The following is a 22,111-nucleotide window of genomic DNA, read 5'->3' on the forward strand; positions in this document are numbered from 1 at the left end:
TCAGAAAGGAGTCATTGTTTATGATAAACCGAACAGTTCTTGTTGGACGCTTAACCAGAGATCCTGATTTACGATACACCAACAGCGGTGCTGCAGTTGCTACCTTCACAGTAGCAGTTAATCGACAATTTACGAACTCTCAAGGAGAACGTGAAGCTGATTTTATTAACTGTGTGATTTGGCGAAAGGCAGCCGAGAACTTTGCTAACTTTACCCATAAAGGTTCATTGGTGGGTGTGGATGGACGAATTCAAACGCGTTCATACGAAAACCAACAGGGTCAACGGGTATATGTAACAGAAGTAGTTGTTGAAAACTTTTCATTGTTGGAATCTCGAGCTCAGTCCGAGCAACGTCAGCAACAGAGCGGCAACACGGGATTTCAGAGCAATGCTCCTCAATCATCCGGCAATACCAATCCATTTGATGCTGGGCAAGGAAACAACAATAGTAACAGCCAAAGCAACAGCAATGGCAATGCTTCTAGTGCAAGTTCTAACCCGAATGATCCATTTGCAGATAATGGCGAACAAATTGATATTTCCGATGATGATTTACCATTTTAATCATTAGAGGAGGGATTTTCAATGGCTCAACAAAGAAGAGGCGGAAATCGTCGACGTCGTAAAGTTGACTTTATCGCTGCTAACCATATCGAATACATCGATTACAAAGACACAGACTTACTGAAACGCTTTATTTCAGAACGAGGCAAGGTTTTGCCACGTCGTGTTACCGGAACAAGTGCTAAGAACCAACGTCGTTTAACAATTGCAATTAAACGTGCACGGATCATGGGCTTACTTCCATTCGTTTCAGAAGAATAATTAAATTAAGACTTTTTGAATCAATTTATTGATTTAGAAAGTCTTTTTTTATGGTCAAAAACATCTATCTAGAATGCAAAGGTACTATTACTTGTATGAAATAGTTATAAATATCAGTAAATAAGTTCATTTTTGATAGTATCGGTTAAATTCTTATTCATAAAAGTATTAAATGCTGCTATGCTGTTCGAAACTATACCAACTTTATAATGCAAAATGATTTATAATAATACTTAGTTAATACAATAAAAAGGGGAACAAAATGTATCGTTATTTTATTCAACCACAATTAAATAAGGTGAATAATTCGCTAATTGGTTATGAGTTGCTAATTAGGCATTTAACTACTGATGGTTGGCGACCACCTAAGTATTTTTCAGATATTCCCGCAACGACAATTGCTGGAATGTTAACAGCAACTACCGCTAAGTTAGTTTTAAAAATTGGCTCGGTTTCCGTTAATTTAAATCGAACTCAGATGATGAATGCGGAAATTAATGATGCGTTAATCCAATCACAAGATCAATTACGACCCTTAAAGCTTAACGTGGAACTTACAGAAGAACCTGGTGACGAATCGATTACAAATGCGGATCTTGAACCCATGTTAGAACGCTTCAGGCAGCGTGGTATGGAACTTTGTTTAGATGATGTGGGTACTGGTGATAATCAGTATGAAGAGATCAAAGAACTGCTCCCTTACGTTAGTGAGCTTAAATTTGCTTTGCAAAATTTTGATGAAAAATTTCAAGACCCTAAAATTCAAGCAAAAGTCACCTACTGGCGAGATATTGCTAAGAAGGAAAATCTTCGTTTTATCCTTGAGGGAATTGAGGATGAGGCAGATGATCAATTAGCTGATAGACTAAATATTGACTTAAGACAAGGCTATTATTATGGCAAACCACATCTTTTAAAAATTAAAGCAGATGATCCGGACTAAAGGGGTTAGGAAGAAGGTCAATAGTATGAAAGTGGTTATTGTTGGTTGTACGCATGCAGGAATCGCCGCAGCAACAGAAATTTTCAAGGCACATCCTGATACAGAAGTTACCATTTATGAACGTAACGATAACGTTTCATTTTTGTCATGTGGCATTTCACTCTATTTAACTGGGCAGGTAAAACGTCTTGAAGATATGTTTTATGCCACGCCTGAAGATCTGGCTAAAGAAGGCGCAAAAGTACGAATAAAGCACGATGTTTTGAGCGTTGATACCAAGGCACATCAACTTAAAGTAGAAAACCTGGATACTAAAAAGGTATTTACGGATACATATGATAAGTTGATTATGTCAACCGGCTCCTATGTTGTGGTCCCACCGTTAATGGGAATTGATGATTCACGTGTTTTGTTATGCAAAAGCTATGATCAGGCTAAGCAGCTGTATGCTTCAGCCAAGAATCATAAACATATTACCATTGTCGGTGCTGGTTATGTGGGCGTAGAATTGGCAGAAGCATATGCGGATACAGATCATGAAGTTACATTGATTCAATCACATGATCAAATTTTGAATAATTATGTAGACAAAATGTTGTCTGATCAGGTAACGGCACTCTTAAAAAAGAGTGGTGTCCATGTTTATTTGAATGAACGCGTTCAAGCATTTCGACGTGATGAACAAAACGATAAAGTTGTCATTGAAACTAATAAAACAAAGCATGAAGCTGATTTAGCGATTGTTTGTACCGGTTTTATGGCCAATACGGAATTGTTGCGTGGGCAAGTTGATATGGATCGTCATGGGGCCATTTTGATTGATGATTATTTACAAACTTCAAATCCAGACGTCTATGCGGCAGGGGATGCATGTGTTTCACACTTTAACCCAGCGCATAATAATGCTTATATTCCCTTAGCTACGAATGCGGTTCGCCAGGGTGCTTTAGCTGGTAAAAACATTTTTGGAAAAGTTCAAAAATATATGGGTACGCAAGCAACATCAGCGATGGAATTGTTTGGATATACATTGGCTTCAAGTGGATTAACACTTTCAAGTGCAAAACGCGAAGGCTTTGATGCAGCGTCAGTGGTGTATAAAGGAGATTATCGACCAAGCTATATGCCGACGACTGACTTGCTGACAATTGTACTAGTATACGATCGGCAAAATCGCCGGATTTTGGGTGCACAGTTGTTCAGCAAACATGAGGTCGCCCAATCGGCTAATACCATTTCGGTTTGCATTCAAAATAAAAACACGATTGATGATCTAGCTTTTGTTGATATGTTGTTTCAACCACATTATGATGAACCGTTTAATTACTTAAATTTGGTGGCGCAATTGGCGGTTGAACAAGAACGACAAGCTTAATCGTAAAGAAAAAGAGACTGAGAAAATTTTTCTCAATCTCTTTTTTACAACGTAGATTAGTTTAACTAAGTCGCTGTAATTTTTTAGGCTCTTTTAGGAATAGATGGCCAAGTAAAGCACCAATTAAGAATATGGCAGCTACACTGCATACACCGACCCATCCGAAGCGACTCCATGCAAAGGTTGCAAAGAAAGTGCCTAGAGAACCGCCTAAAAAGTAACTGAACATAAAAACAGAATTATTACGACTGCTTGCTTTTAAACTTAATGATTGGACAATTGCCTGATTGGAAACTTGACCAAATTGTGTACCCAAATCTAGTAAAATAATCCCAACAATTAAACCAATAAATAAGTGACCGATACTTGCAAAAATGATAAAGGCAAGAGTTGAGAATAGAATTCCCAAACCAATTGTCATGCGGGGCGAGTAGGTGTCCACCATGCGACCAATGATCGAGGCAAACAAGACACCGGTAATACCCAACAATCCCAATAGACCAGCAACATCACTTCCTAAATGATATTGACTAGCTAAATAAAATGCTAGTGTTGACCAAAGTACATTTGAAACACCAAATAAACAAAAACCATTAATTGCAGCACCCTGTAAATGTTTTTCTTTTGCGAGCAAATTGGGTAATGAAGCCAGGATTTTTCCATAATGCATATTTTGATGTTGGCGAGGATCACGTGGCAAGTAAAGGTGAAGAACACCTAATAAAATAGTGCAAGCAATTGCTGCAATCAAATAAACGTATTGCCAGCTAAGGATACTGCCTAATAATCCACTAACTGAACGTGATAATAGAATTCCTGTTAATAAACCGCTGAGGACGTTACCTAAAACTTTCCCCTGATGCAAGCTGGGAGCTAAGAAAGCTGCATAAGGAATAATGATCTGAGGTGCAACAGAAGTAATGCCGACTAACAAAGAAGCAAGGCCAAAAATGATGATTGAGGGCGACAAAAAAGCGCTCAGCAATGCCAAAATTGAAAGAATAAGCATGATCTGAATAAGATGATAACGATTAAAAATATCTCCCAGTGGGACAATAAATAATAACCCAAACGCGTAGCCTAGTTGAGTTAACATTGCGACAACACCAACGGCTGCTTTAGAAACTTGAAAGGTAGTTGCAATTAATCCCTCAATCGGTTGAATGTAATTTAAATTTGCAACGATGATTCCTGTTGCGATTGCCATTAATAAAACTGTTTTTCCGGATAGTTCTCTTTCTGACTTCAAACATAACCCTTCTTCGTATTAAGATTTTAATTAAACAAATAAGTATTACGAAAAAGGATTTTCAGTTCGCATAATTAGCCAGTGAAACAAGTGGTTATTTAACATACGACGACCTCCATAATCAACTAAGTGTAAACAAAAAAGCTATTTTCGTAAAGGATAGCTAATTATTGGAGAAGGTTATAGGTGTGCATCTAAAGGCTGAAACTACCAAAATGTTCATGGAAACAAAATTGGATTAAAATGTCGTCTTCCAGCAAATTTGGGCTGGAACGTAGTGGGCACGACTTGGAGCCGCAAATCACGTCTCTAAGCTCGGCCTTTATCTAAGCGAATTTCGCTAAGATAAATGTCACTACTGAGCCCATTTGCTTACAGACTAAGTCTAATCTTTGTAATCAACACATCAATATAAAACAACTTTGATATCAGTGTTGCTGAGCATTATTTAACATCAAACATTTTTAGTGCAGAGGCAATTGGTCTCACGTGTCCACCCCGTTCCAGACAAGGTGAGCCATAGGACGGTAATTTGACTACTTTTCATGAACTAAAACTTTTAACGACAGTTACTGGAATTGTTTTGGTAGTTTCAACCTTTAGGTGTGCGTACCAAATAATTCTTTATATTTGTAAAAATGTTTCACGTGAAAAGAATTATTGTTGCGTTTTTTAGATGTCAAAAATGAATTGGTTTTATTTTGTTACCAGTTAGTCACGGTTCTTTGTCTCCCGTCTTTGTGATAAAATAAACCTAGTACACAATTCGAGGAGAAACTATGAAAAAATTACGTTTAGCAGAAAGGATCCCAGTATTTATGCGGAATCCCCGCTTGCGTTTGTTAGCAATTTACATTATCTTGTTATCACTCGTTGGCGCGGGAGTTGCGTTTTATTATAACTGGGTATTGGGAGTCGTATTATTAATACTTCTCATTTTGGGGAGTATTTTTATTAGTGACACTTTTCATCGGGTCAATGAAGAAACCACCAAATATATTTCTGACCTTTCGTTTCGGATTAAACGTAGTGAACAGGATTCACTTTTGCGCATGCCACTAGGAATTTTGATTTATAGTGATGAAGACCAGGTTCAGTGGATTAATCCGTATATGCAAGGCTATTTGAGTGATAAGGATGTCCTTGGCAAAAAATTAGCTGATGTCGACAAAGATTTAGCCAAAATGTTGAACGATCATCGCGATGAAAAAGGTACAGTGACGGTGAACTGGGGTGATCGTCGCTTTACATTACTCATTGAACAAGACAGTCATGTTTTGTACATGATGGATATTACTAAATACGCAAAAATTGAAGAAGCCTATGATAATTCTCAAGTAGTAATTGGTCAGGTTTTCTTGGACAATTATGATGAAGTCACCCAATCTATGGCAGACTCTGATGTTTCAAGTTTGAGTAGCTTTGTGACGAATCAGATTTCAAGCTGGGCACAAGAATTTGGGATGTACTTAAAACGAGTCGATGACGATCACTTTTTTGTTTTAATGTATGCAGAAGTCTTGAAAAAAGTTGAGGCTGATAATTTCAAGTTACTAGATACTATTCGAGAAGCAACATCAAAACAAAACTTTCCAATTACTTTGAGTATCGGGATTGCTTATGGCGATCAAGATTTGAATAACTTGGCTGACTTATCGCAAAGTAATTTGGATTTGGCATTAGGACGTGGCGGTGATCAGGTTGTGGTAAAATCACCAGATGATCAAGCACGTTTTTATGGTGGTAAGACAAATCCAATGGAAAAACGAACACGAGTTAGAGCCCGGATGATTAGCCAGGCGGTTACCGAATTAATGTCACAGGCCGATCAAATTTTTGTGATGGGTCACCAACAATCAGACATGGATTCATTAGGTGCCTGTTTGGGAATTCGGCGGATTGCACAAATGAACAATCGGCAATGTTGGATTGTATTAGATCAGGAGAATTTACATTCTGATGTTCGGCGATTATTAACCTCGTTAGAAGACTATCCAGCCATTAAAGAGTCGATTATTACTCCTGAGGCGGCCTTAGAGAATGCCAACAGTCAAAGCTTGCTTATTATGGTTGACCATTCTAAACCATCGCTAACAACGGCTCCTGAGCTTTATAAGAAGCTTGAAAATCGAGTAATGATTATTGATCATCACCGTCGAGGCACGGAATTTCCAGAAAATCCAGTTTTGGTTTATATTGAACCATATGCTTCTTCCACTTGTGAGCTCATTACCGAAATGTTTGAGTATCAATCTAAGGATAGTGAACCAATTAATGAGATTGAAGCTACCGGGATGTTAGCAGGAATTGAAATCGATACGAAGTCTTTCACCACTAAAACGGGAACTCGAACCTTTGATGCAGCAAGTTATCTACGTTCAGTTGGTGCTGACGAAAATCTAATTCGGCATTTCATGAAAGAAAACGTGGACAGTTACTTACAACGTAACCATTTAATTGAGTCTGTTGAATTTGTTAATAAAAACTTAGCCGTTTGTGTTGGTGAAGATGATCGCGATTATGATCCAGTTACGGCCGCCCAAGCTGCTGATTCGCTGTTATCAATATCAGGAATTGAGGCATCATTTGTTATTACGCGTAGATCAAAGAAGCAAGTTGGAATTTCGGCGCGTAGTGCAGGGGATGTTAACGTTCAGCTCATTATGGAACAAATGGGTGGTGGCGGTCATTTAGGTAGTGCTGCAACTCAGATTGAAGGTCAGAGTGTTTCTGAAGTTAAAGCGACCTTAACCGATATTTTAAAGAAGAAAAATGATACAGAAAATAAAGATGATGAAGAGGAGTGATTCTGATGAAAGTTATTTTTTTGGAAGATGTGAAAGGCAAAGGTAAGCGCGGACAGGTTAAAGAGGTTCCGGATGGTTATGCACAAAACTTTTTAATTAAAAATCATAAAGCTGAAGCAGCAACCAAGGGCGCGTTAAGTAGCTTAAAGGGCCAACAACGAGCTGAAGAAAAGCATGAAGAAGAAATTCTAGAAACCGCTAAGAAATTAAAGGTGACTTTAGAAGATGATAAAACAGTTGTTGAATTAACTGCTAAAGCTGGAACAGATGGCCGTTTGTTTGGATCAATTCCTAGTAAGCAAATTGCACAAGCCTTAGATAAACAATTTGGTCTTAAGTTAGATAAACGAAAGATTGAATTAAATGAACCAATTCGTTCACTGGGATACACAAATGTTCCAGTTAAATTACATCCACATGTGACGGCTAAGATTCGTGTCCATGTGGCAGAAAAATAATTATGAATAATTGTTTTGTGGTGAAATAGCGAGTTGAACATTGAGTAAAGCAGCAAACTTGTTTTAGAGACATTTCTTAGTCATCAGAGGTAAGAACATGGATAATGACATTTTAGAAAATCAAACACCGCCACAAAATAGTGATGCGGAAAAAGCCGTTTTAGGGGCAATTTTCTTAGATTCCGATGTGTTAGTTGACGCAATGGAATACTTAACACCGGAAGATTTTTATCAACGAGCTCATCAAATCATTTTTAAAGCAATGGTTTCACTAAATGATGAAGATGAAGCAATTGATGTTGTCACAATGAATAATAAATTGACTGCCCAAAATCAATTGGATGATGTAGGTGGTGTCAGTTACATTGCTGAATTGGCAGCTTCAGTACCAACGGCAGCTAATGTGGTTTATTATGCCAAGATTGTGCAAGAGAAGGCCATCTTACGGCGTTTAATTAAAGCTGCTACTAAAATTGTGACTAAAAGTTACCAACAAGATGAAGATGTTGGGGCAGTTTTAGATGAAGCTGAACGTGAAATTACAGAGGTTTCGGAAGATCGAAATCAGTCCGGCTTTAAGAAGATTTCAGACGTTTTAACAAATTCGATGACCGAGATCAATAAACTCTACCAAAATGGGGATGAGATCACTGGTTTATCAACGGGTTATAGCGAACTAGATAAAATTACAGCTGGATTACATCCAGATGAATTGTTTATTTTGGCTGCTCGTCCTGCCGTCGGAAAAACGGCATTTGCTTTGAATATTGCACAAAATATTGGAACGAAAACCGATAAAACGGTGGCCATTTTCAGTTTGGAAATGGGTGCTGATCAGTTGGTTAACCGAATGCTTTGTGCAGAAGGTAGTATTGACGCCAATCATTTGAGAACCGGTCAATTAAATGAGGAAGAATGGCAAAATCTGGTCATTGCAATGGGAAGTTTAGCTAAAGCCAATATTTATATTGATGATACGCCAGGAGTAAAAATGGCAGAAATTCGCGCGAAATGTCGCCGATTAGCAAAAGAGCAGGGGAACCTGGGATTAGTTGTAATTGACTACTTGCAGTTGATTGAAGGTTCTGGTCAAGAAAACCGGCAACAAGAAGTGTCGGCGATCTCACGGCAACTTAAAAAATTGGCTAAGGAATTACGAGTACCTGTCTTAGCATTGTCACAGCTTTCTCGTGGTGTTGAACAGCGTCAGGATAAACGACCAGTTCTTTCAGATATTCGTGAATCTGGATCAATTGAACAAGATGCTGACATTGTCGCTTTCTTATATCGTGAAGATTATTATGATCGTGAGGATGGCGAGGATAGTGATAATCAAAATTCGGATCCGCGTGAAAATGGGGACCCTGATGTAGGACCTGTTGAAGTTATTATTGAGAAAAACCGAAGTGGTGCGCGAGGAACGGTTAAACTATTGTTTGTGAAATCGTATAACAAGTTTGCCCCCATTGCTTACGTGCCAGATAACTAGAATGAAAAAAATCAACAGTTTCGCGCGGCTCACGGCTAATGTGAAACTGTTAGTTTATGCACTTTTTTAAGTTAATTTAAGTTAGTTTTTTTGAGGAAAGGAGAGGACGATGAAGGAATTAAAATTACGGTATTTACTTTTAGGTGCCTTGATGGACAGTATTGGAATGAGCTTTGTGTGGCCGTTGACAACCGTCTATATGCATAATATCTTGGGTCATTCGCTGACAATTGTAGGAATTGTGCTCATGCTGAATTCAGTTGCCAGCATCATTGGTTCATTTGTGGCTGGACAATTATTTGATAAGTACGATGGTTATTACTTACTGCTTGGTGGTATCGTATTTACGGCATTAAGTATGTTTGTGTTGGTTTTTTCAAATGATTGGCCAGTTTATCCAATTATGCTTGTGATGATTGGATTGGGAACGGGCTGGATTATGGCATTCGTCAATGCACTGGGAACAACGGTGCATAGTCGAGATGGGCGGTTTGTTTTCAATATGTTGTATTTTGTACAAAATCTGGGTGTTATGGTGGGAACGGCCATTGTCGGTATTATGTTTAAGGATAACGTGGCACCATTGTTTGCTGTCTCTACCGCGTTGTATGTGCTATTTTTTGTAGTGGCCGTTACCAATTACCACGTCAAACGAGAATTACCAAAACGACAAAATCAGATGGATCAAAATGCACAAGCAGCGTCTAAAACCGAAAAATTACCACGGATTAACGCTTTGGTGATGTATACCTTATTCATTAGCTTATTTTTAATTTGGATTTTTTATCAACAGTGGAATAGCAACATATCTGTTTATATGTTGAGTTTGCATATTCCTTTGAAGGACTACAGTTTTCTTTGGACTGTAAATGGATTCTTTATTTTGATCGTGCAGGCCTTTCTGAGTTGGAAGGGTGGTAAGATGTTTAAAGATCCTTTCCATCAAGTGTATTTTGGAATGCTATTTTTAATTGCTTCATATGTCATCTTGGTTTTTGCAACACAGTATATTGCTTTTGTATTTGCCATGATTATTTTGACGATTGGCGAGGCAATTACGTTTCCACAAATTCCGGCGATTGCCAATTTATTGTCACCATATAGTATGAAGGGTCGGTATCAAGGACTAGCGAGTTCCTTCCCATCGGCTGGACGTGCATTGGGGCCATTAGTTGGAAGTTTGATTATTGATACATTTTCATTTGTGTCATTATTTGTGGTAGCAGCGGTCATTATCGCCCTGATTCTGTTTGTTAATATTGCAGTAATTGAACGAAGTAAGCATGAATTGACGGAATATAATTAAGCGTGTTGAAGAGGTGCTTAGCTTCTAAATATACTTTAGCTAGGTAGAAGAAGCCGCCCCTTTTAAGACTTTTCAACAGAATAGAATACAAACGAGCGACCATTAACCAAACGTTAGTGGTCTTTTTGTTTCAGTTGAAGTTAAACATTTGGTGAAATTGTAGGTCAATGAAGTGCTTGTTAATTTATATTTCTGTAATAATTTGAGAAGAGTTTGTAAATAGATTTCAAAGATATCGTATTGTGTGCATGTTAAGATTATTCTTGTTATAATTATAAGAAATAAATTAATAAAAATAGGTTAAACGAAAGGAAGTCTATGATTAAAACAAACTTTAAACATGCACTAATGCTTGCAGTTGGTGTAGCCGGATTAGCATTAGGATCAACTACAGTGGCAAGTGCCAATGCAAATGATGGTGGTAATCAACAATATTCAGCAACACAAACAGCTGAAAATAGCCAAACAGTTAAAACTATGGAAACAACTGATACAACTGGAAATGCGGCAGTTGTTTCTGAGGCACTGACTTTGGCAAAAAAACACATTCCTTATGTTTGGGGTGGTGAATCTCAAAGGGGAATGGATTGCTCAGGTTTGACAGAATGGGTTTACGCTCATGTAACAGGTAAATCACTGGGACACAATACGGTTATTCAAGAAGGTCATGTAGCCAAACAGACCGTGGCACAGGCACAACCAGGAGATTTATTATTCTGGGGAGCACAAGGATCAAGCTATCATGTGGGTATCTACATAGGTAATGGAAAATATGTTGCCGCTCCCGCACCAGGACAATATGTTTCAGTCCAATCCATTAGTAGTAGTTTCATGCCAAGTTTTTCAGGACACGTAGTTTAACAAAAAAAGATGGTTTGTAACGATATTTGAGTTAGACATGCTCAAAGGTATCTTACAAATCATCTTTTTATTTTACATAAAAATTGCGAGAAGCATAGCAATGGCGCCAGGTAGGGCCTCATACCAAAAGAAACGTTTTGAAAAAACAAAGCCTTCATAAACGCCATTTAGAAGTACAAATAAGTTTAAGAAGATTAACATGAATTTCATGGTTCCACTGGGGACAATGATTACAGTCAATATTATGACTAGGCCAATAAAGCCACTAAATAGGCCTAAATTTTGAATAAACTTCTGAATGATTGAGTTTTGAATCACTTTTCCGGGCAGGTTGAAAAATTTACCTACAGTGTCATATGAAGCAAAAAGTTCTATATATAGGAAATAGATGTGTGCCAGAGCAATAAGTAAACTCACTAGAACAGCAATTGTTGATAACATTAAAAGCCTCCTTACTTAAATCAATGATATACATTAAGTATAAAGAAATTCGAAAAAATAACATGAAAATTATATAAGAAGAAATTAGAGATGTGAACCATATTTAAATCAGTTTATAGTTTAAATCCTCCTTGCTGATGTTAAATTGAAACACAAAAATGTACTATAAAGCCGATAAATAAGTTGTTGAAACGTATGAATACTACGTTTTATAGAATAACGCATATAAAATAAAATAGGCTAAAAAAAGAAAAATAAACAGAAATATTTAAATAATTTTGTGATAATAGACATGAAAAACTCAAATAGTGTTATCCCTAGTGTAACTAAGGACTAAGTATGATTAACTTCAATTAAATTAAACGATTTTTTGCCTTATGTTACAAAAATATGACATGAACTTGACTGAAGGTCAATGAATATAAATGTTGTTGAAACATAACTGAAACAATTGGAGTGTATTCTACTAGGTAGATTAAAAACACAAGGAGAGTAACATACATGACATTAAGAAATAACGTAACAAAATTCGCAGTAGCATTTATGGCCGCATTGTTCTTTGGTCTTACATTGTTAGTAACAGTCTCTCACGCCGATCAAATTTACACAGTTAAATCAGGCGATACACTTTCAGGTATTGAATATAGCCTTAACAAAGATACTAACTATACAAAATTAGCAACAGCAAACAAAATTAAGAACGTTAATTTAATTTACGTTGGTCAAAAATTATTAATCAAGAGTGACGGCGAAATTAAAGCAGCTACTAAGAAAGAAGTTGCAACCGTTCCTGCAACTCAAAAGACAACTTCAACAAGTTCACAAAACACTAACTCAAATACACAAAGCAGCCAAGCAACACAAAATACTGCTTCTACACAAACAACGACAACAAGTAGCAGTTCATCATCTGCTAAAGCATGGATTGCTAACAAAGAATCAGGCGGTTCATACTCAGCACGTAATGGTCAATATGTTGGTAAGTATCAATTAAGTGCTTCATACTTAAATGGTGATTATTCAGCAGCTAACCAGGAAAAAGTAGCTAACGCATATGTATCTTCACGTTATGGTTCATGGTCAGCAGCTAAGTCATTCTGGCAAGCAAACGGCTGGTACTAAAATAAAATAGTATAACTAAAAAATCGTCCTTCATTTAGAAGGGCGTTTTTTTATAGCCACATTAACCTAATTTGATTTTACTTTCAGCTAGTGCTTGATCAATAACGTGCATGACGATTTCATCTTGCTTCAAGTGCTTTGCGGCGAATTCGAAATCATGATTTTCAATAACTTTAGTAAATTGTTGAAATTCTTGAAACATTCGATGTGGATGAACCTTGACGTCCACAATTTTTGGCTGTTGATGACGAAGTTTAAGGGTGTAATGATCTAAAACGTTGGTAGGACCACTTACGACGATAGATCCTTCCGTTCCTTCAATTGTGGTTGTGACAGGCGCATCTACATCTTTGGCACCAATACTGACGACTTTAGTCTGAGGATAGTTCATAGTCAGAATTCCTGAAGTATCAATGTGCTTTTCAACATTTGCTAAATAATGAACGTTACTTGGAGCACCTAATAACCCCACAATGAAGTAGATATTATAAATATTAAGATCCATCAAGGCACCGCCACCTAATTTAGGATTAAATGCAGGCAGGACTGTTCCCTTTCGAAAAGCATCATAACGTGATGAATACTGTGAATAGTTACAAGAAATCACCTTGATATGACCAAGTTGCGATAAATCAGCCTTTAGTTGTTGATAGTTGGCAAGATATTGATTGGTAATTGCTTCCAAAAGAATTAAATGTTTTGTTTCAGCTAGTTTAATTAATTCGGTTAACTGTTGTTCATTTAAGGTAAATGGTTTTTCACAAATAACGTTCTTTCCTGCTTCTAAAGCAGCCTTGGCAAATTGAAAATGCAAGGCATTGGGCAAGGCGATGTATGCAGTGTCAATATCGCTCGCTAAACATTCATCTAAGTTTGTATATAGTTCATCAATATGAGCAGTTTTTTGAAGGTCTTCCATTACAGGAAGATCTTTTTTCTGTCCGAAAATGGCTTTAACATCGATTTCAGGCAAATCATCAATAATGGTGACGAAATCATTGACAATTTTACCAGCTCCTAAAATTGCTAAGTTCAAATTAAAAACCTCCTAATTGCATTGTTTAATACCCTGTTCCAACATTTCGATTTGTTGGATGGTTTCTTCGTCTTGCACAAGCTTCTTTTGATTATTAACGAGTGTTTCATAAACGCCAGCATAAACGCGACTATAATCTCCGTTGACAGTGACAACTTTTTGTTCATGATAGTTGTGATTCTCGTCATAATAGGTTAACGTGCCGTAATCCTCTGTACGATCAATGCCAAAGTCTTCGTGATTGGGCATGTAAAATAGCTTTAGATGTTCTTCTTGACGATCCATCCGTTTTTTAATAAACATCCCCTGTTTGCCGTAAATGACAAAACTGGGACGCGGTTTAATTCTAAAGTAGCTGGAAGCAACACGGACCTTCATCTGACCGTAATACATGCTAATATCAAAGTAATCGTTCATGTGACCTTTTCCTAGTAATTGCCGAACGTCGTAATGAACGTTATCTGGTTTTCCGAAGAAACTGAGAACTTGATCTAAGGTGTGGCACCCATGACCATACAGAAAACTGTTAATTTTGCTGAAGCCTTTAGCTTGCTCAGGGACCTCAGGACGATAATAGTCATAATTAGATTCGACTTCTAATAAATCGCCTAGCAGGCCACTATGAATAACTTTTTGAACCGTTAAAAAGTCAGAATCAAAGCGGCGATTTTGATAACATTGAATGAAAAGCTGTTTTTGCTTTGCTAATGTAAACAATTCACGAGCTTGTTGTGGGGTTTCAGCAAATGGTTTTTCAACCAGGACATTTTTTCCATGATTCAAAACATCTTTAGCTGTGGCATAATGAAACTGACTGGGAGTTGTGACCACGACTAATTGAATTTCCGGATCATTATAAATATCATCCAAATCGGTTGTGTAGTGAACACCTGGAATTGTATCCCAACGTATTTTGCCACTTGGTGAATAAATGGTTTTGACATTAAACTGATCTTTGAGTTTTAAAATAAATGGTAAGTGATAACGGTTGGTGCTTTTGCCGTTACCAATATAAGCAACGTTAATCATTAAAATAACCTCCTAAAGTTTATACACTTAGTATATGAACAGCTGGGAGGGTGATACCATTGTTTTGGGAAAAATGGCCGAAACTATCAAGATTTTTAAGTAATGGAACTAAATGTTTGAACATTTAGGCCAAAAATGAGTACAAGAATTAAATAAACAGATTGAAATGATAAACTTATAAAGAAGGGTGGTCTGAAGATGGCACTATTGGAAAGACTAAGTCAACACACTGATTTGACAGATAACGAAATACGGATTAAGGACTATTTAACCAGCCATTTAGCAGATATACCTGGAATAACTGTTGAACAATTGGCTGCGCTCACGTATACTTCGCATTCAGCAATTGTCAGATTGGCTAAAAAATTAGATTATCAAGGTTTTCGTGAATTAAAGCTTGCGGCTAGTGATAGTTTGACACAACAACTAATTTCTTTGGGAGCCGTGGACGCCAATTTTCCGTTTAACCCTACTGATTCAGTTACAACAATTGCCAAGAATATGGCAGATCTGACAAGCACGGCAATTAAACGTGCGCAGGCGCAAGTAAATCCACATCAACTCGAAACAGCTGCGCAGATGTTATTGGATGCAAAACGGCTTTTCTTTTTTGGGCGTGGTGACTCCCAGATTCGGGCTCGTAGTTTTCAAAATAAGTTAGTAAAACTTGATATTTTTCCGATTCTTGCTGAAGAATATGTAGATGAAAAATGGGTAACTACCAATATTCATGAAACGGATTGTGTTTTGTTTATTTCGTATGGGGCCAATATTCCAGAATATGCGCAAATAATGACATTCTTGAAGAAAAATCATGTTCCAACGATCTTGCTTACAGGTAATCGCCAAATTAAACAAATGAACGAGGCACAGTTAACCATAGTGTCTGCACAAGATGAGAATGAGGACGAGAGTAAAATTGGGACGTTTGCTTCTCAAATTGCGTTTGAATATATTTTGGATACTTTGTTCTCTATCATGTATGGTCATGCTTATACGCGAAATTTACTTAGTCAAAGACAAACAGCCACTATGTTAAACACCGGTAGTTTGTTTGAAAAGGATCAAACAAAATAGACCATTACAATCAACAATACTTACCAATTTGCCACGTGTTACATCAAACACAAATCATATGGAATATGGAAGCTGTGCTAGTAAGAAAGATAAATGCACAGCAAGCGTTTAACGAGGTATGGTATGTCATTACTTGACTATAAGATAATGAGAGGTAAGTATCAGTTAGTAAGTATTTAAGTTCTGCAGACCAAGTAACTGTATGATCATGAGTGTCATGGTAATAGGAGAACTAATATTTTACAGGCTACAGCGTTAGGATCTAAATAATTTTGAAGAAATTTACCAAAAATAATGAAAAACTATAAACCCCGCAACTACGAATGGTTGCGGGGTTTATAGTTAAGTTGGTTATATTTAGATACCTAGCTTTTCTTCAAGTGCTTCGGTTAATGTAGCCGAAAAATTGATATCTTGTGTCTGCGCTTTTTCAGCTAATGACATTGGGATAGTTACATTCTTACGTACAGTGGCATCACGTGATTTTCTACGAGCAGCCTTCATATCGACACCAACATAGCTCACGATTAATCCAGGGTTGCTAGCCTGTACCTTGTTAAGTGACGTTGCCATAGGATACTCCTTGTAATCAGGTAGTGCTACTGCCAGTGCGTCAGGTGCATTCTTGATAGCTTCCTCCAGAGTTTTACCATCTGTAACAGTATCGGGAACATCTGGGAAAGTAACAGTATAGTATCCATCATTATTAACATTATCGAAGACAGCAGGATATACAACGTAGTTTGGTTTATTCATATTGTTAGTTAATAAGGTGTACAACAAAGCGGTCCCTATTTGAGACCTGCTTGTTTCAATATTGAATTGTATGTTTTGGGTGGAATAGAAGCTTTCTTAGTTGAGAACTTAACGGTTACCTTATGGCCTTTGCCATCAATAAACCTGTGATGGTCACCAACCTGTCTATCCTTAAGTTCTTTGAAGCCTTGTTTCTTTAATATTTTCAAAACATCAATTGCTTTAATCTGCGACACCTTATTATCCTCCTTTCAATATATTAATAATACACTAATGCGCATAGATAATCAACGATTTAATGCGTTAATACGCATAAATATTTAAGAGGTGAATCATCATACGAAGACCAAGTGAAAAAAAGAATACTATGGCACAGGCCAAGAGAATTTTTTTAAAAAACGTACAAGAAATATTTGATATAAAACAAGTTTATGCCCCTGCTCTTATTTCAAATAGTGTAGAGTGCGCACATTACCATCAGCTCATAAGAATATCAACTTTTGAAAATTTTTGATAGGAAGGTGATGTTGATAATTAGTGAGTTTTTAAATGAAATGATTGCTATAATTTGGATAGCATACAGGGGGATCAACCAATGATTAAACCAATTAGAACAGTACTTTCATCCTATGATATTAAATTTTTAAGCGACCATAACATTTCTATTCCTGACGAAAAGTCTAAGACGTTTAATGCTGACTTTGATGTAATGTATACAGCGATTGAGGACTTAGAAATAGATAATTTAGGCGTAGATTACACAAGTAATGAAACTTCAAATCATGCTAACACCATACTAAACAAGTTAGCTGCTTACTAGAAGTTAGTTATGTTAACAGCATTTCCATTACAGCAAATTATAATAGGTGCAAAGGACGCCTAAAACCTTCCTTAATGGCTAAAATTGACACTTTAAACTTAGCACGGTATTTAGGAAGAAAGACCAACATTTTTTATTTGATGTTGGTCTTTTTATTATGTATACTTGCCCCCAGCGACTTTAATAAAGTAATGGAAAAAGTAATATAAAGTAATGTTTTTAGTTGTATTTGATTAATTCTCTATAACAATGTATAACCGTTAAAAGTATTAAAAAACTAGTAACCACGGTGTTTTAACACTGCATGACTACTAGCTAATTGGTATTTATGGGTGGTCAGGGGATCGAACCCTGGACCCACGGATTAAGAGTCCGTTGCTCTGCCAGCTGAGCTAACCACCCATATCATTAACCGACTTAAATATATTATCATATATTTCTAGCAATGGCAACCCGTTGAGCTAAATTTTTACAAGACAAATGCTTGGCTTTTTTCCATACATGTAACCGCTAAAACTCGTGTGTTATAATAGGAATGCAATGTTTTTAAGCTTTTTGGCGAAAATAAGTTCGAATAGATTTAAATCAAAACGACTCTGTTAAGGAGGAAATAAGCTTTATGCAAAAGATTTTAATTGTTGACGATGAAAAACCAATTTCAGACATCGTAAAATTTAATTTAACTAAAGAAGGCTACGAAGTAATTACAGCCTATGATGGGGAGGAAGCCCTCGAAAAAGTTGAAGATGAGCAACCAGATTTAATCTTGCTCGATTTAATGCTTCCTAAAATTGATGGATTGGAAGTTGCTCGTCGTGTACGTGCTAAACACAGTATTCCAATTATCATGGTGACAGCAAAAGATTCTGAATTAGATAAGGTGGTTGGTCTAGAACTTGGTGCAGACGATTATGTCACCAAACCATTTTCTAATCGTGAACTGGTTGCCCGTGTAAAGGCTAACTTACGTCGTCAAGACCAGTTAGTAAACTCTGAACAAGAAAATAATGACATCAAGGTTGGCGATTTAGATATCAATCCAGATGCCTATGCTGTTTCTCGTCGTGGTGAACAACTGGATTTAACCCATCGTGAATTTGAGTTGCTGTATTATTTAGCACAGCATATGGGACAGGTTATGACCCGTGAGCACTTGTTACAAACGGTTTGGGGTTATGATTACTTTGGTGATGTCCGAACAGTTGATGTCACTGTCCGTCGTTTGCGCGAAAAGATTGAAGAAAATCCAAGTAATCCAATTTACCTTGTTACGCGACGTGGAGTGGGATATTATTTACGGAATCCAGAAAATGAAAAATAATGGGAGCCATGTTTGGTTATGAACAAAAAAACCCGTTTCTACCAATCGATAAACTTTAAAATAGCCTTGGTATTCGCCTTGTTATTGATGATAACATTGGAAATTGTCGGGGTTATTTTTGTACGTCAGTTGGAACAACAAAATTTAAGTCAATTTAAAAACCAAATTCAATTGGGAACCTATGTTGATAATGAAATTTCAGAACAATTAGGCAAAAACAACACCACTTCAGCTAATAAACAGATGCAACAGATTATTTCTGATGTGAATAATACGAATATTACGGAAATTCGTGTCATTGACAATAAAGGGACTGTTCGTGCTTCCAGTGATCTGAATGAGCAATCAATTGTGGGTCAAAAAACGACGGATCAGGCAATCAAAAACGTTATCTACAACTCACGTTCTTATCAGCAGGTTAATTATGATCAAGGGAATAATAATCGTTACTATATCTCAATTATTCCGTTAATTAGTACTAGTGGTAACTCTAATAGTGTGGTCGGAGCGCTATACGTTCGCGCTAACTTAGAGAGCGTTTATTCAAATGTAAACAAAATCACGTTGATTTTCTTCGTGGCCGCCTCATTTGCGATCGTTGTTGGCTTACTGCTAGCAATTATTATTTCGCGAGCGATTACCCGTCCAATTGAAGAAATGAAGAAGCAGACCATGCGAATTGCGCGTGGTGACTATTCTGGCCATGTTCACGTCTATGGAAAAGATGAGTTGGGTCAGTTGGCCTCTGCGGTTAATAACTTGTCTGTACGTGTGGAAGAGGCCCAGGAGTCAACGGAATCTGAACAGCGGCGTTTGGATAGCGTTTTGGCCCATATGACCGATGGTGTTATCGCCACTGATCGACGAGGACGAATTACAATTGTGAATGACATGGCGCTTGATTTCTTAAGTGCTGATGCTGAACATACAGCTGGCAAATCAATCTTGGATGTTTTAGATATTCGCACAACGTATACCCTGCGCGAATTGTTAGAAAATCAAGATGACATTGTGCTTGATTTTTCGACTAAAACTCAAGACTTGATTCTGCATGCTTCATTTGCCTTAATTCAACGAGAGTCTGGGTTTATTAGTGGTTTAGTTTGTGTGTTACATGATGTAACTGAACAACAAAAGATTGATCAAGATCGTAAACAATTCGTTTCTAATGTTTCGCATGAACTGCGAACACCATTAACGAGTTTAAAGAGCTATATTGAAGCCCTAACGGATGGTGCTTGGAAAGATCCTAAAGTGGCCCCCCAGTTCTTGAAAGTAACTCAGGATGAAACAGATCGTATGATCCGAATGATTAATGATTTACTGAGTTTGTCACGAATGGATTCAGGAACCGCTAAGCTTGATTTAGAATTAATTAATTTAAATGAATTATTCAATCATGTTTTGGATCGATTTGACATGATCTTGAAAACGGATGATAATCCTGATAAAAATTACACAATTAAACGTGAATTTACACGGCGTGATCTTTGGGTTGAAGTTGATACAGATAAATTCCAACAAGTATTAGATAATTTGATGAATAATGCGATTAAATACTCACCAGATGGTGGTCAGATCACTTGTCGTTTATTAGAGACACATAACCATGTGATTCTGAGCGTTTCAGACCAAGGTTTGGGAATTCCAAAGAAAGACCTTACCCACGTCTTTGATCGTTTCTACCGTGTGGACAAGGCACATTCTCGTGCACAAGGCGGTACTGGTTTGGGATTGGCAATTTCAAAAGAGATTATTTCAATGCATGGTGGCCGAATCTGGGTTGATAGTAAGGAAGGCAGAGGATCTATATTCTATATTTCTCTTCCTTACGAACCCATAGATGAGGAGGATCAATGGGAATGAGAGGAATGCGAACAAGTCGAATACTAATTCATCTTGGCCTTATTTTAGTGGTCCTATTAAGTGTGGTATTATCATGGTTTATTTGGACAAATCCTGCGCGTTATGAAAAGACCAAGCAGCAATCCAGTCGTAATAGTACGGTTATTCAAAATGAACAGTACAACAAGTCAATTGGTGATATCTACTTACCTACACAGGTCATTTATCATCAAACGGGTACAAATACACATCTGATCAATAATACAAATGTGAGTCTAACTGATTCAATCCGCAGTGCGATTGAAAAGTGGCATTTACGAGGGGTAACAAGAGAGTCAGTTAATAGTCGTAAAGCTTATGAGAAACTGATTGCACGGGATGAAACGGTGATGCTAAAATACCCGGACAGTGTAACCAGTGGTATTTTGAATGATGCATTTGATCAAAAAACAAAATTTAGCGGAAAGTTTTCAAGAATCGTTTTTTCTGTGTCAAAACGAAATGAAGTTTACTTGTTAAATGATACCAATTATGCGATTTATAAAGTTCGTACAACTAATCAGAACTTGGCACAAATTAAAGAGCTATTAAGTGGAAATGTGCAACGATTTGCGGTGAAAGAAACGTTGATTAACCACCGTTTAATGACAAATTATGAAAATGAAGTTAAAGTTCCTGAATACAGCTATTTAGTTAATAAACAAACGGCTGCGTACTTTGTTTCAACGTTGATGGACAGTGATAATGCTTCTTCAGTAACGACAAAGGAACAAAAGGGCAAGACCATTTATAGTGATAGTAATTCAAAACGCATGACCATTAATAACAAGCGAGGCACCGTTTTTTATGAAGATTTAGCGGGACAGCAATCCTATCATGAAGGGACAAGTAAGGCATTATCACAAAGTTTTACAGTTCTCAAACGTATGGAAGTTCCGTTAGATAACATGCGTTATTATCGTTACGATTCTGAAAAAAATTCAGTGATTTACCGAAGCTATGTAGAAGGATTTCCCATCTTCAATCAAACTGATTACGGGACAGTTGAAGTTCAGATAACCGGTGCTCGAACGAAACAGATTGATTTTTCCTTATACAGTTTACAAATTCCAGTTCCAACTGGAAAAGAACGCACAACTTTACCATCAACACAGACGATTTTAAATCAACTAGAGGCCACTGGTTATAAATTAAGCGATATTAATAATATTGAGATTGGTTATCAATGGACGGCCAACCCATCTAGTGATCTTGTGGTAAATTTAACACCAACCTGGTATGTGAACTACAAGAATCAGTGGATTTCATATCAAAAATTGATTGAACAACAGCCATAAGGGGATGAGAAC

The 22,111-nt window shown here is 37.1% G+C and carries 21 protein-coding genes and 1 tRNA gene; 15 read left to right on the forward strand and 7 right to left on the reverse strand.

Going from position 1 to position 22,111, the window contains the following annotated elements; genetic code table 11:
* The first annotated feature begins 20 nt into the window (after nt 1-20).
* From ssb to IV87_RS01780, 4 genes are all read left to right on the forward strand, one after another.
* Nucleotides 21-566 (forward strand): single-stranded DNA-binding protein, encoded by a 546-nt coding sequence (ssb, locus tag IV87_RS01765; protein WP_057805190.1) that lies wholly within the window; start codon nt 21-23, stop codon nt 564-566.
* A gap of 21 nt (nt 567-587) precedes the next feature.
* Entirely contained in the window at nt 588-827 is a 240-nt protein-coding gene (gene rpsR / locus IV87_RS01770) for a 30S ribosomal protein S18 (protein ID WP_057784110.1), read from the forward strand.
* A gap of 262 nt (nt 828-1,089) precedes the next feature.
* Nucleotides 1,090-1,770: an EAL domain-containing protein gene (locus IV87_RS01775; RefSeq protein WP_057805191.1), complete on the forward strand. Its 681-nt coding sequence runs from the start codon at nt 1,090-1,092 to the stop codon at nt 1,768-1,770.
* A 25-nt stretch (nt 1,771-1,795) separates the two neighbouring features.
* Nucleotides 1,796-3,145, forward strand: coding sequence for an FAD-dependent oxidoreductase (locus IV87_RS01780; protein WP_057805192.1), 1,350 nt, complete (start codon nt 1,796-1,798; stop codon nt 3,143-3,145).
* Between the two features lie 61 nt (nt 3,146-3,206).
* Here the strand turns inward: IV87_RS01780 and IV87_RS01785 are convergent, their stop codons facing one another.
* Nucleotides 3,207-4,394: an MFS transporter gene (locus IV87_RS01785; RefSeq protein ID WP_057805193.1), complete on the reverse strand. Its 1,188-nt coding sequence runs from the start codon at nt 4,392-4,394 to the stop codon at nt 3,207-3,209.
* Between the two features lie 779 nt (nt 4,395-5,173).
* Between IV87_RS01785 and IV87_RS01790 the strand changes: the two genes are divergently transcribed.
* The 5 genes from IV87_RS01790 (at nt 5,174) to IV87_RS01810 (ending at nt 11,315) form a co-directional block, all read left to right on the forward strand.
* Nucleotides 5,174-7,201, forward strand: a complete 2,028-nt coding sequence (locus tag IV87_RS01790; protein WP_057805194.1) for a DHH family phosphoesterase — start codon at nt 5,174-5,176, stop codon at nt 7,199-7,201.
* A 5-nt stretch (nt 7,202-7,206) separates the two neighbouring features.
* Nucleotides 7,207-7,659 carry a 50S ribosomal protein L9 gene (gene rplI / locus IV87_RS01795; RefSeq protein WP_057805195.1) on the forward strand — a complete coding sequence of 151 codons (453 nt, stop codon included), beginning with the start codon at nt 7,207-7,209 and terminating at the stop codon, nt 7,657-7,659.
* A 97-nt stretch (nt 7,660-7,756) separates the two neighbouring features.
* Entirely contained in the window at nt 7,757-9,148 is a 1,392-nt protein-coding gene (dnaB, locus tag IV87_RS01800) for a replicative DNA helicase (protein WP_057805196.1), read from the forward strand.
* 109 nt (nt 9,149-9,257) lie between these two features.
* Nucleotides 9,258-10,454: an MDR family MFS transporter gene (locus IV87_RS01805; RefSeq protein WP_057805197.1), complete on the forward strand. Its 1,197-nt coding sequence runs from the start codon at nt 9,258-9,260 to the stop codon at nt 10,452-10,454.
* A 318-nt stretch (nt 10,455-10,772) separates the two neighbouring features.
* On the forward strand, nt 10,773-11,315 hold the full coding sequence (locus tag IV87_RS01810; RefSeq protein WP_057805198.1) for a C40 family peptidase: 543 nt from the start codon (nt 10,773-10,775) through the stop codon (nt 11,313-11,315).
* Between the two features lie 72 nt (nt 11,316-11,387).
* Here IV87_RS01810 and IV87_RS01815 read toward each other — a convergent pair whose 3' ends face one another.
* A complete protein-coding gene (locus IV87_RS01815; RefSeq protein WP_057805199.1) occupies nt 11,388-11,756 on the reverse strand; it encodes a DUF1304 family protein in 369 nt (122 codons plus the stop codon).
* Between the two features lie 501 nt (nt 11,757-12,257).
* Between IV87_RS01815 and apf the strand changes: the two genes are divergently transcribed.
* Entirely contained in the window at nt 12,258-12,878 is a 621-nt protein-coding gene (gene apf, locus IV87_RS01820) for an aggregation-promoting factor (RefSeq protein WP_057805200.1), read from the forward strand.
* A 61-nt stretch (nt 12,879-12,939) separates the two neighbouring features.
* Here the strand turns inward: apf and IV87_RS01825 are convergent, their stop codons facing one another.
* Together IV87_RS01825 and IV87_RS01830 are read right to left on the reverse strand one after the other, a co-directional pair.
* Nucleotides 12,940-13,914 (reverse strand): Gfo/Idh/MocA family protein, encoded by a 975-nt coding sequence (locus IV87_RS01825; protein ID WP_057805201.1) that lies wholly within the window; start codon nt 13,912-13,914, stop codon nt 12,940-12,942.
* A 12-nt stretch (nt 13,915-13,926) separates the two neighbouring features.
* Nucleotides 13,927-14,943: a Gfo/Idh/MocA family oxidoreductase gene (locus IV87_RS01830; RefSeq protein WP_057805202.1), complete on the reverse strand. Its 1,017-nt coding sequence runs from the start codon at nt 14,941-14,943 to the stop codon at nt 13,927-13,929.
* A gap of 198 nt (nt 14,944-15,141) precedes the next feature.
* On the opposite strand from IV87_RS01830, the gene IV87_RS01835 reads away from it, so the two are divergent.
* Entirely contained in the window at nt 15,142-16,020 is an 879-nt protein-coding gene (locus tag IV87_RS01835; protein ID WP_057805203.1) for a MurR/RpiR family transcriptional regulator, read from the forward strand.
* A gap of 357 nt (nt 16,021-16,377) precedes the next feature.
* On the opposite strand, the gene IV87_RS01840 is transcribed toward IV87_RS01835, so the two are convergent.
* Both IV87_RS01840 and IV87_RS01845 read right to left on the reverse strand, forming a co-directional pair.
* Complete coding sequence (locus IV87_RS01840) at nt 16,378-16,800, reverse strand: type II toxin-antitoxin system HicB family antitoxin (protein WP_236698953.1); 423 nt, start codon at nt 16,798-16,800, stop codon at nt 16,378-16,380.
* Nucleotides 16,801-16,811: 11 nt separating this feature from the next.
* Nucleotides 16,812-17,012: a type II toxin-antitoxin system HicA family toxin gene (locus IV87_RS01845; RefSeq protein ID WP_057805204.1), complete on the reverse strand. Its 201-nt coding sequence runs from the start codon at nt 17,010-17,012 to the stop codon at nt 16,812-16,814.
* A gap of 359 nt (nt 17,013-17,371) precedes the next feature.
* On the opposite strand from IV87_RS01845, the gene IV87_RS01850 reads away from it, so the two are divergent.
* A complete protein-coding gene (locus IV87_RS01850; protein WP_057805205.1) occupies nt 17,372-17,596 on the forward strand; it encodes a hypothetical protein in 225 nt (74 codons plus the stop codon).
* 329 nt (nt 17,597-17,925) lie between these two features.
* On the opposite strand, the gene IV87_RS01855 is transcribed toward IV87_RS01850, so the two are convergent.
* A tRNA-Lys gene (locus IV87_RS01855) sits at nt 17,926-17,998 on the reverse strand.
* 217 nt (nt 17,999-18,215) lie between these two features.
* Here IV87_RS01855 and yycF point away from each other — a divergent pair.
* From yycF to IV87_RS01870, 3 genes are read left to right on the forward strand one after another with little or no spacing between them, the layout of a single operon-like run.
* Entirely contained in the window at nt 18,216-18,917 is a 702-nt protein-coding gene (gene yycF, locus IV87_RS01860) for a response regulator YycF (RefSeq protein WP_057805206.1), read from the forward strand.
* A gap of 18 nt (nt 18,918-18,935) precedes the next feature.
* The gene (gene walK, locus IV87_RS01865) at nt 18,936-20,783 is read left to right on the forward strand and encodes a cell wall metabolism sensor histidine kinase WalK (RefSeq protein ID WP_057805207.1); all 1,848 of its coding nucleotides are present in this window, start codon (nt 18,936-18,938) and stop codon (nt 20,781-20,783) included.
* Nucleotides 20,780-22,099: a YycH family regulatory protein gene (locus tag IV87_RS01870; RefSeq protein ID WP_057805208.1), complete on the forward strand. Its 1,320-nt coding sequence runs from the start codon at nt 20,780-20,782 to the stop codon at nt 22,097-22,099. Before walK ends, IV87_RS01870 begins: the two co-directional genes overlap by 4 nt.
* The last annotated feature ends 12 nt before the right edge of the window (nt 22,100-22,111 follow it).

Origin of the sequence: Pediococcus ethanolidurans (assembly GCF_001437405.1) — a bacterium.
GTDB lineage: Bacteria > Bacillota > Bacilli > Lactobacillales > Lactobacillaceae > Pediococcus > Pediococcus ethanolidurans.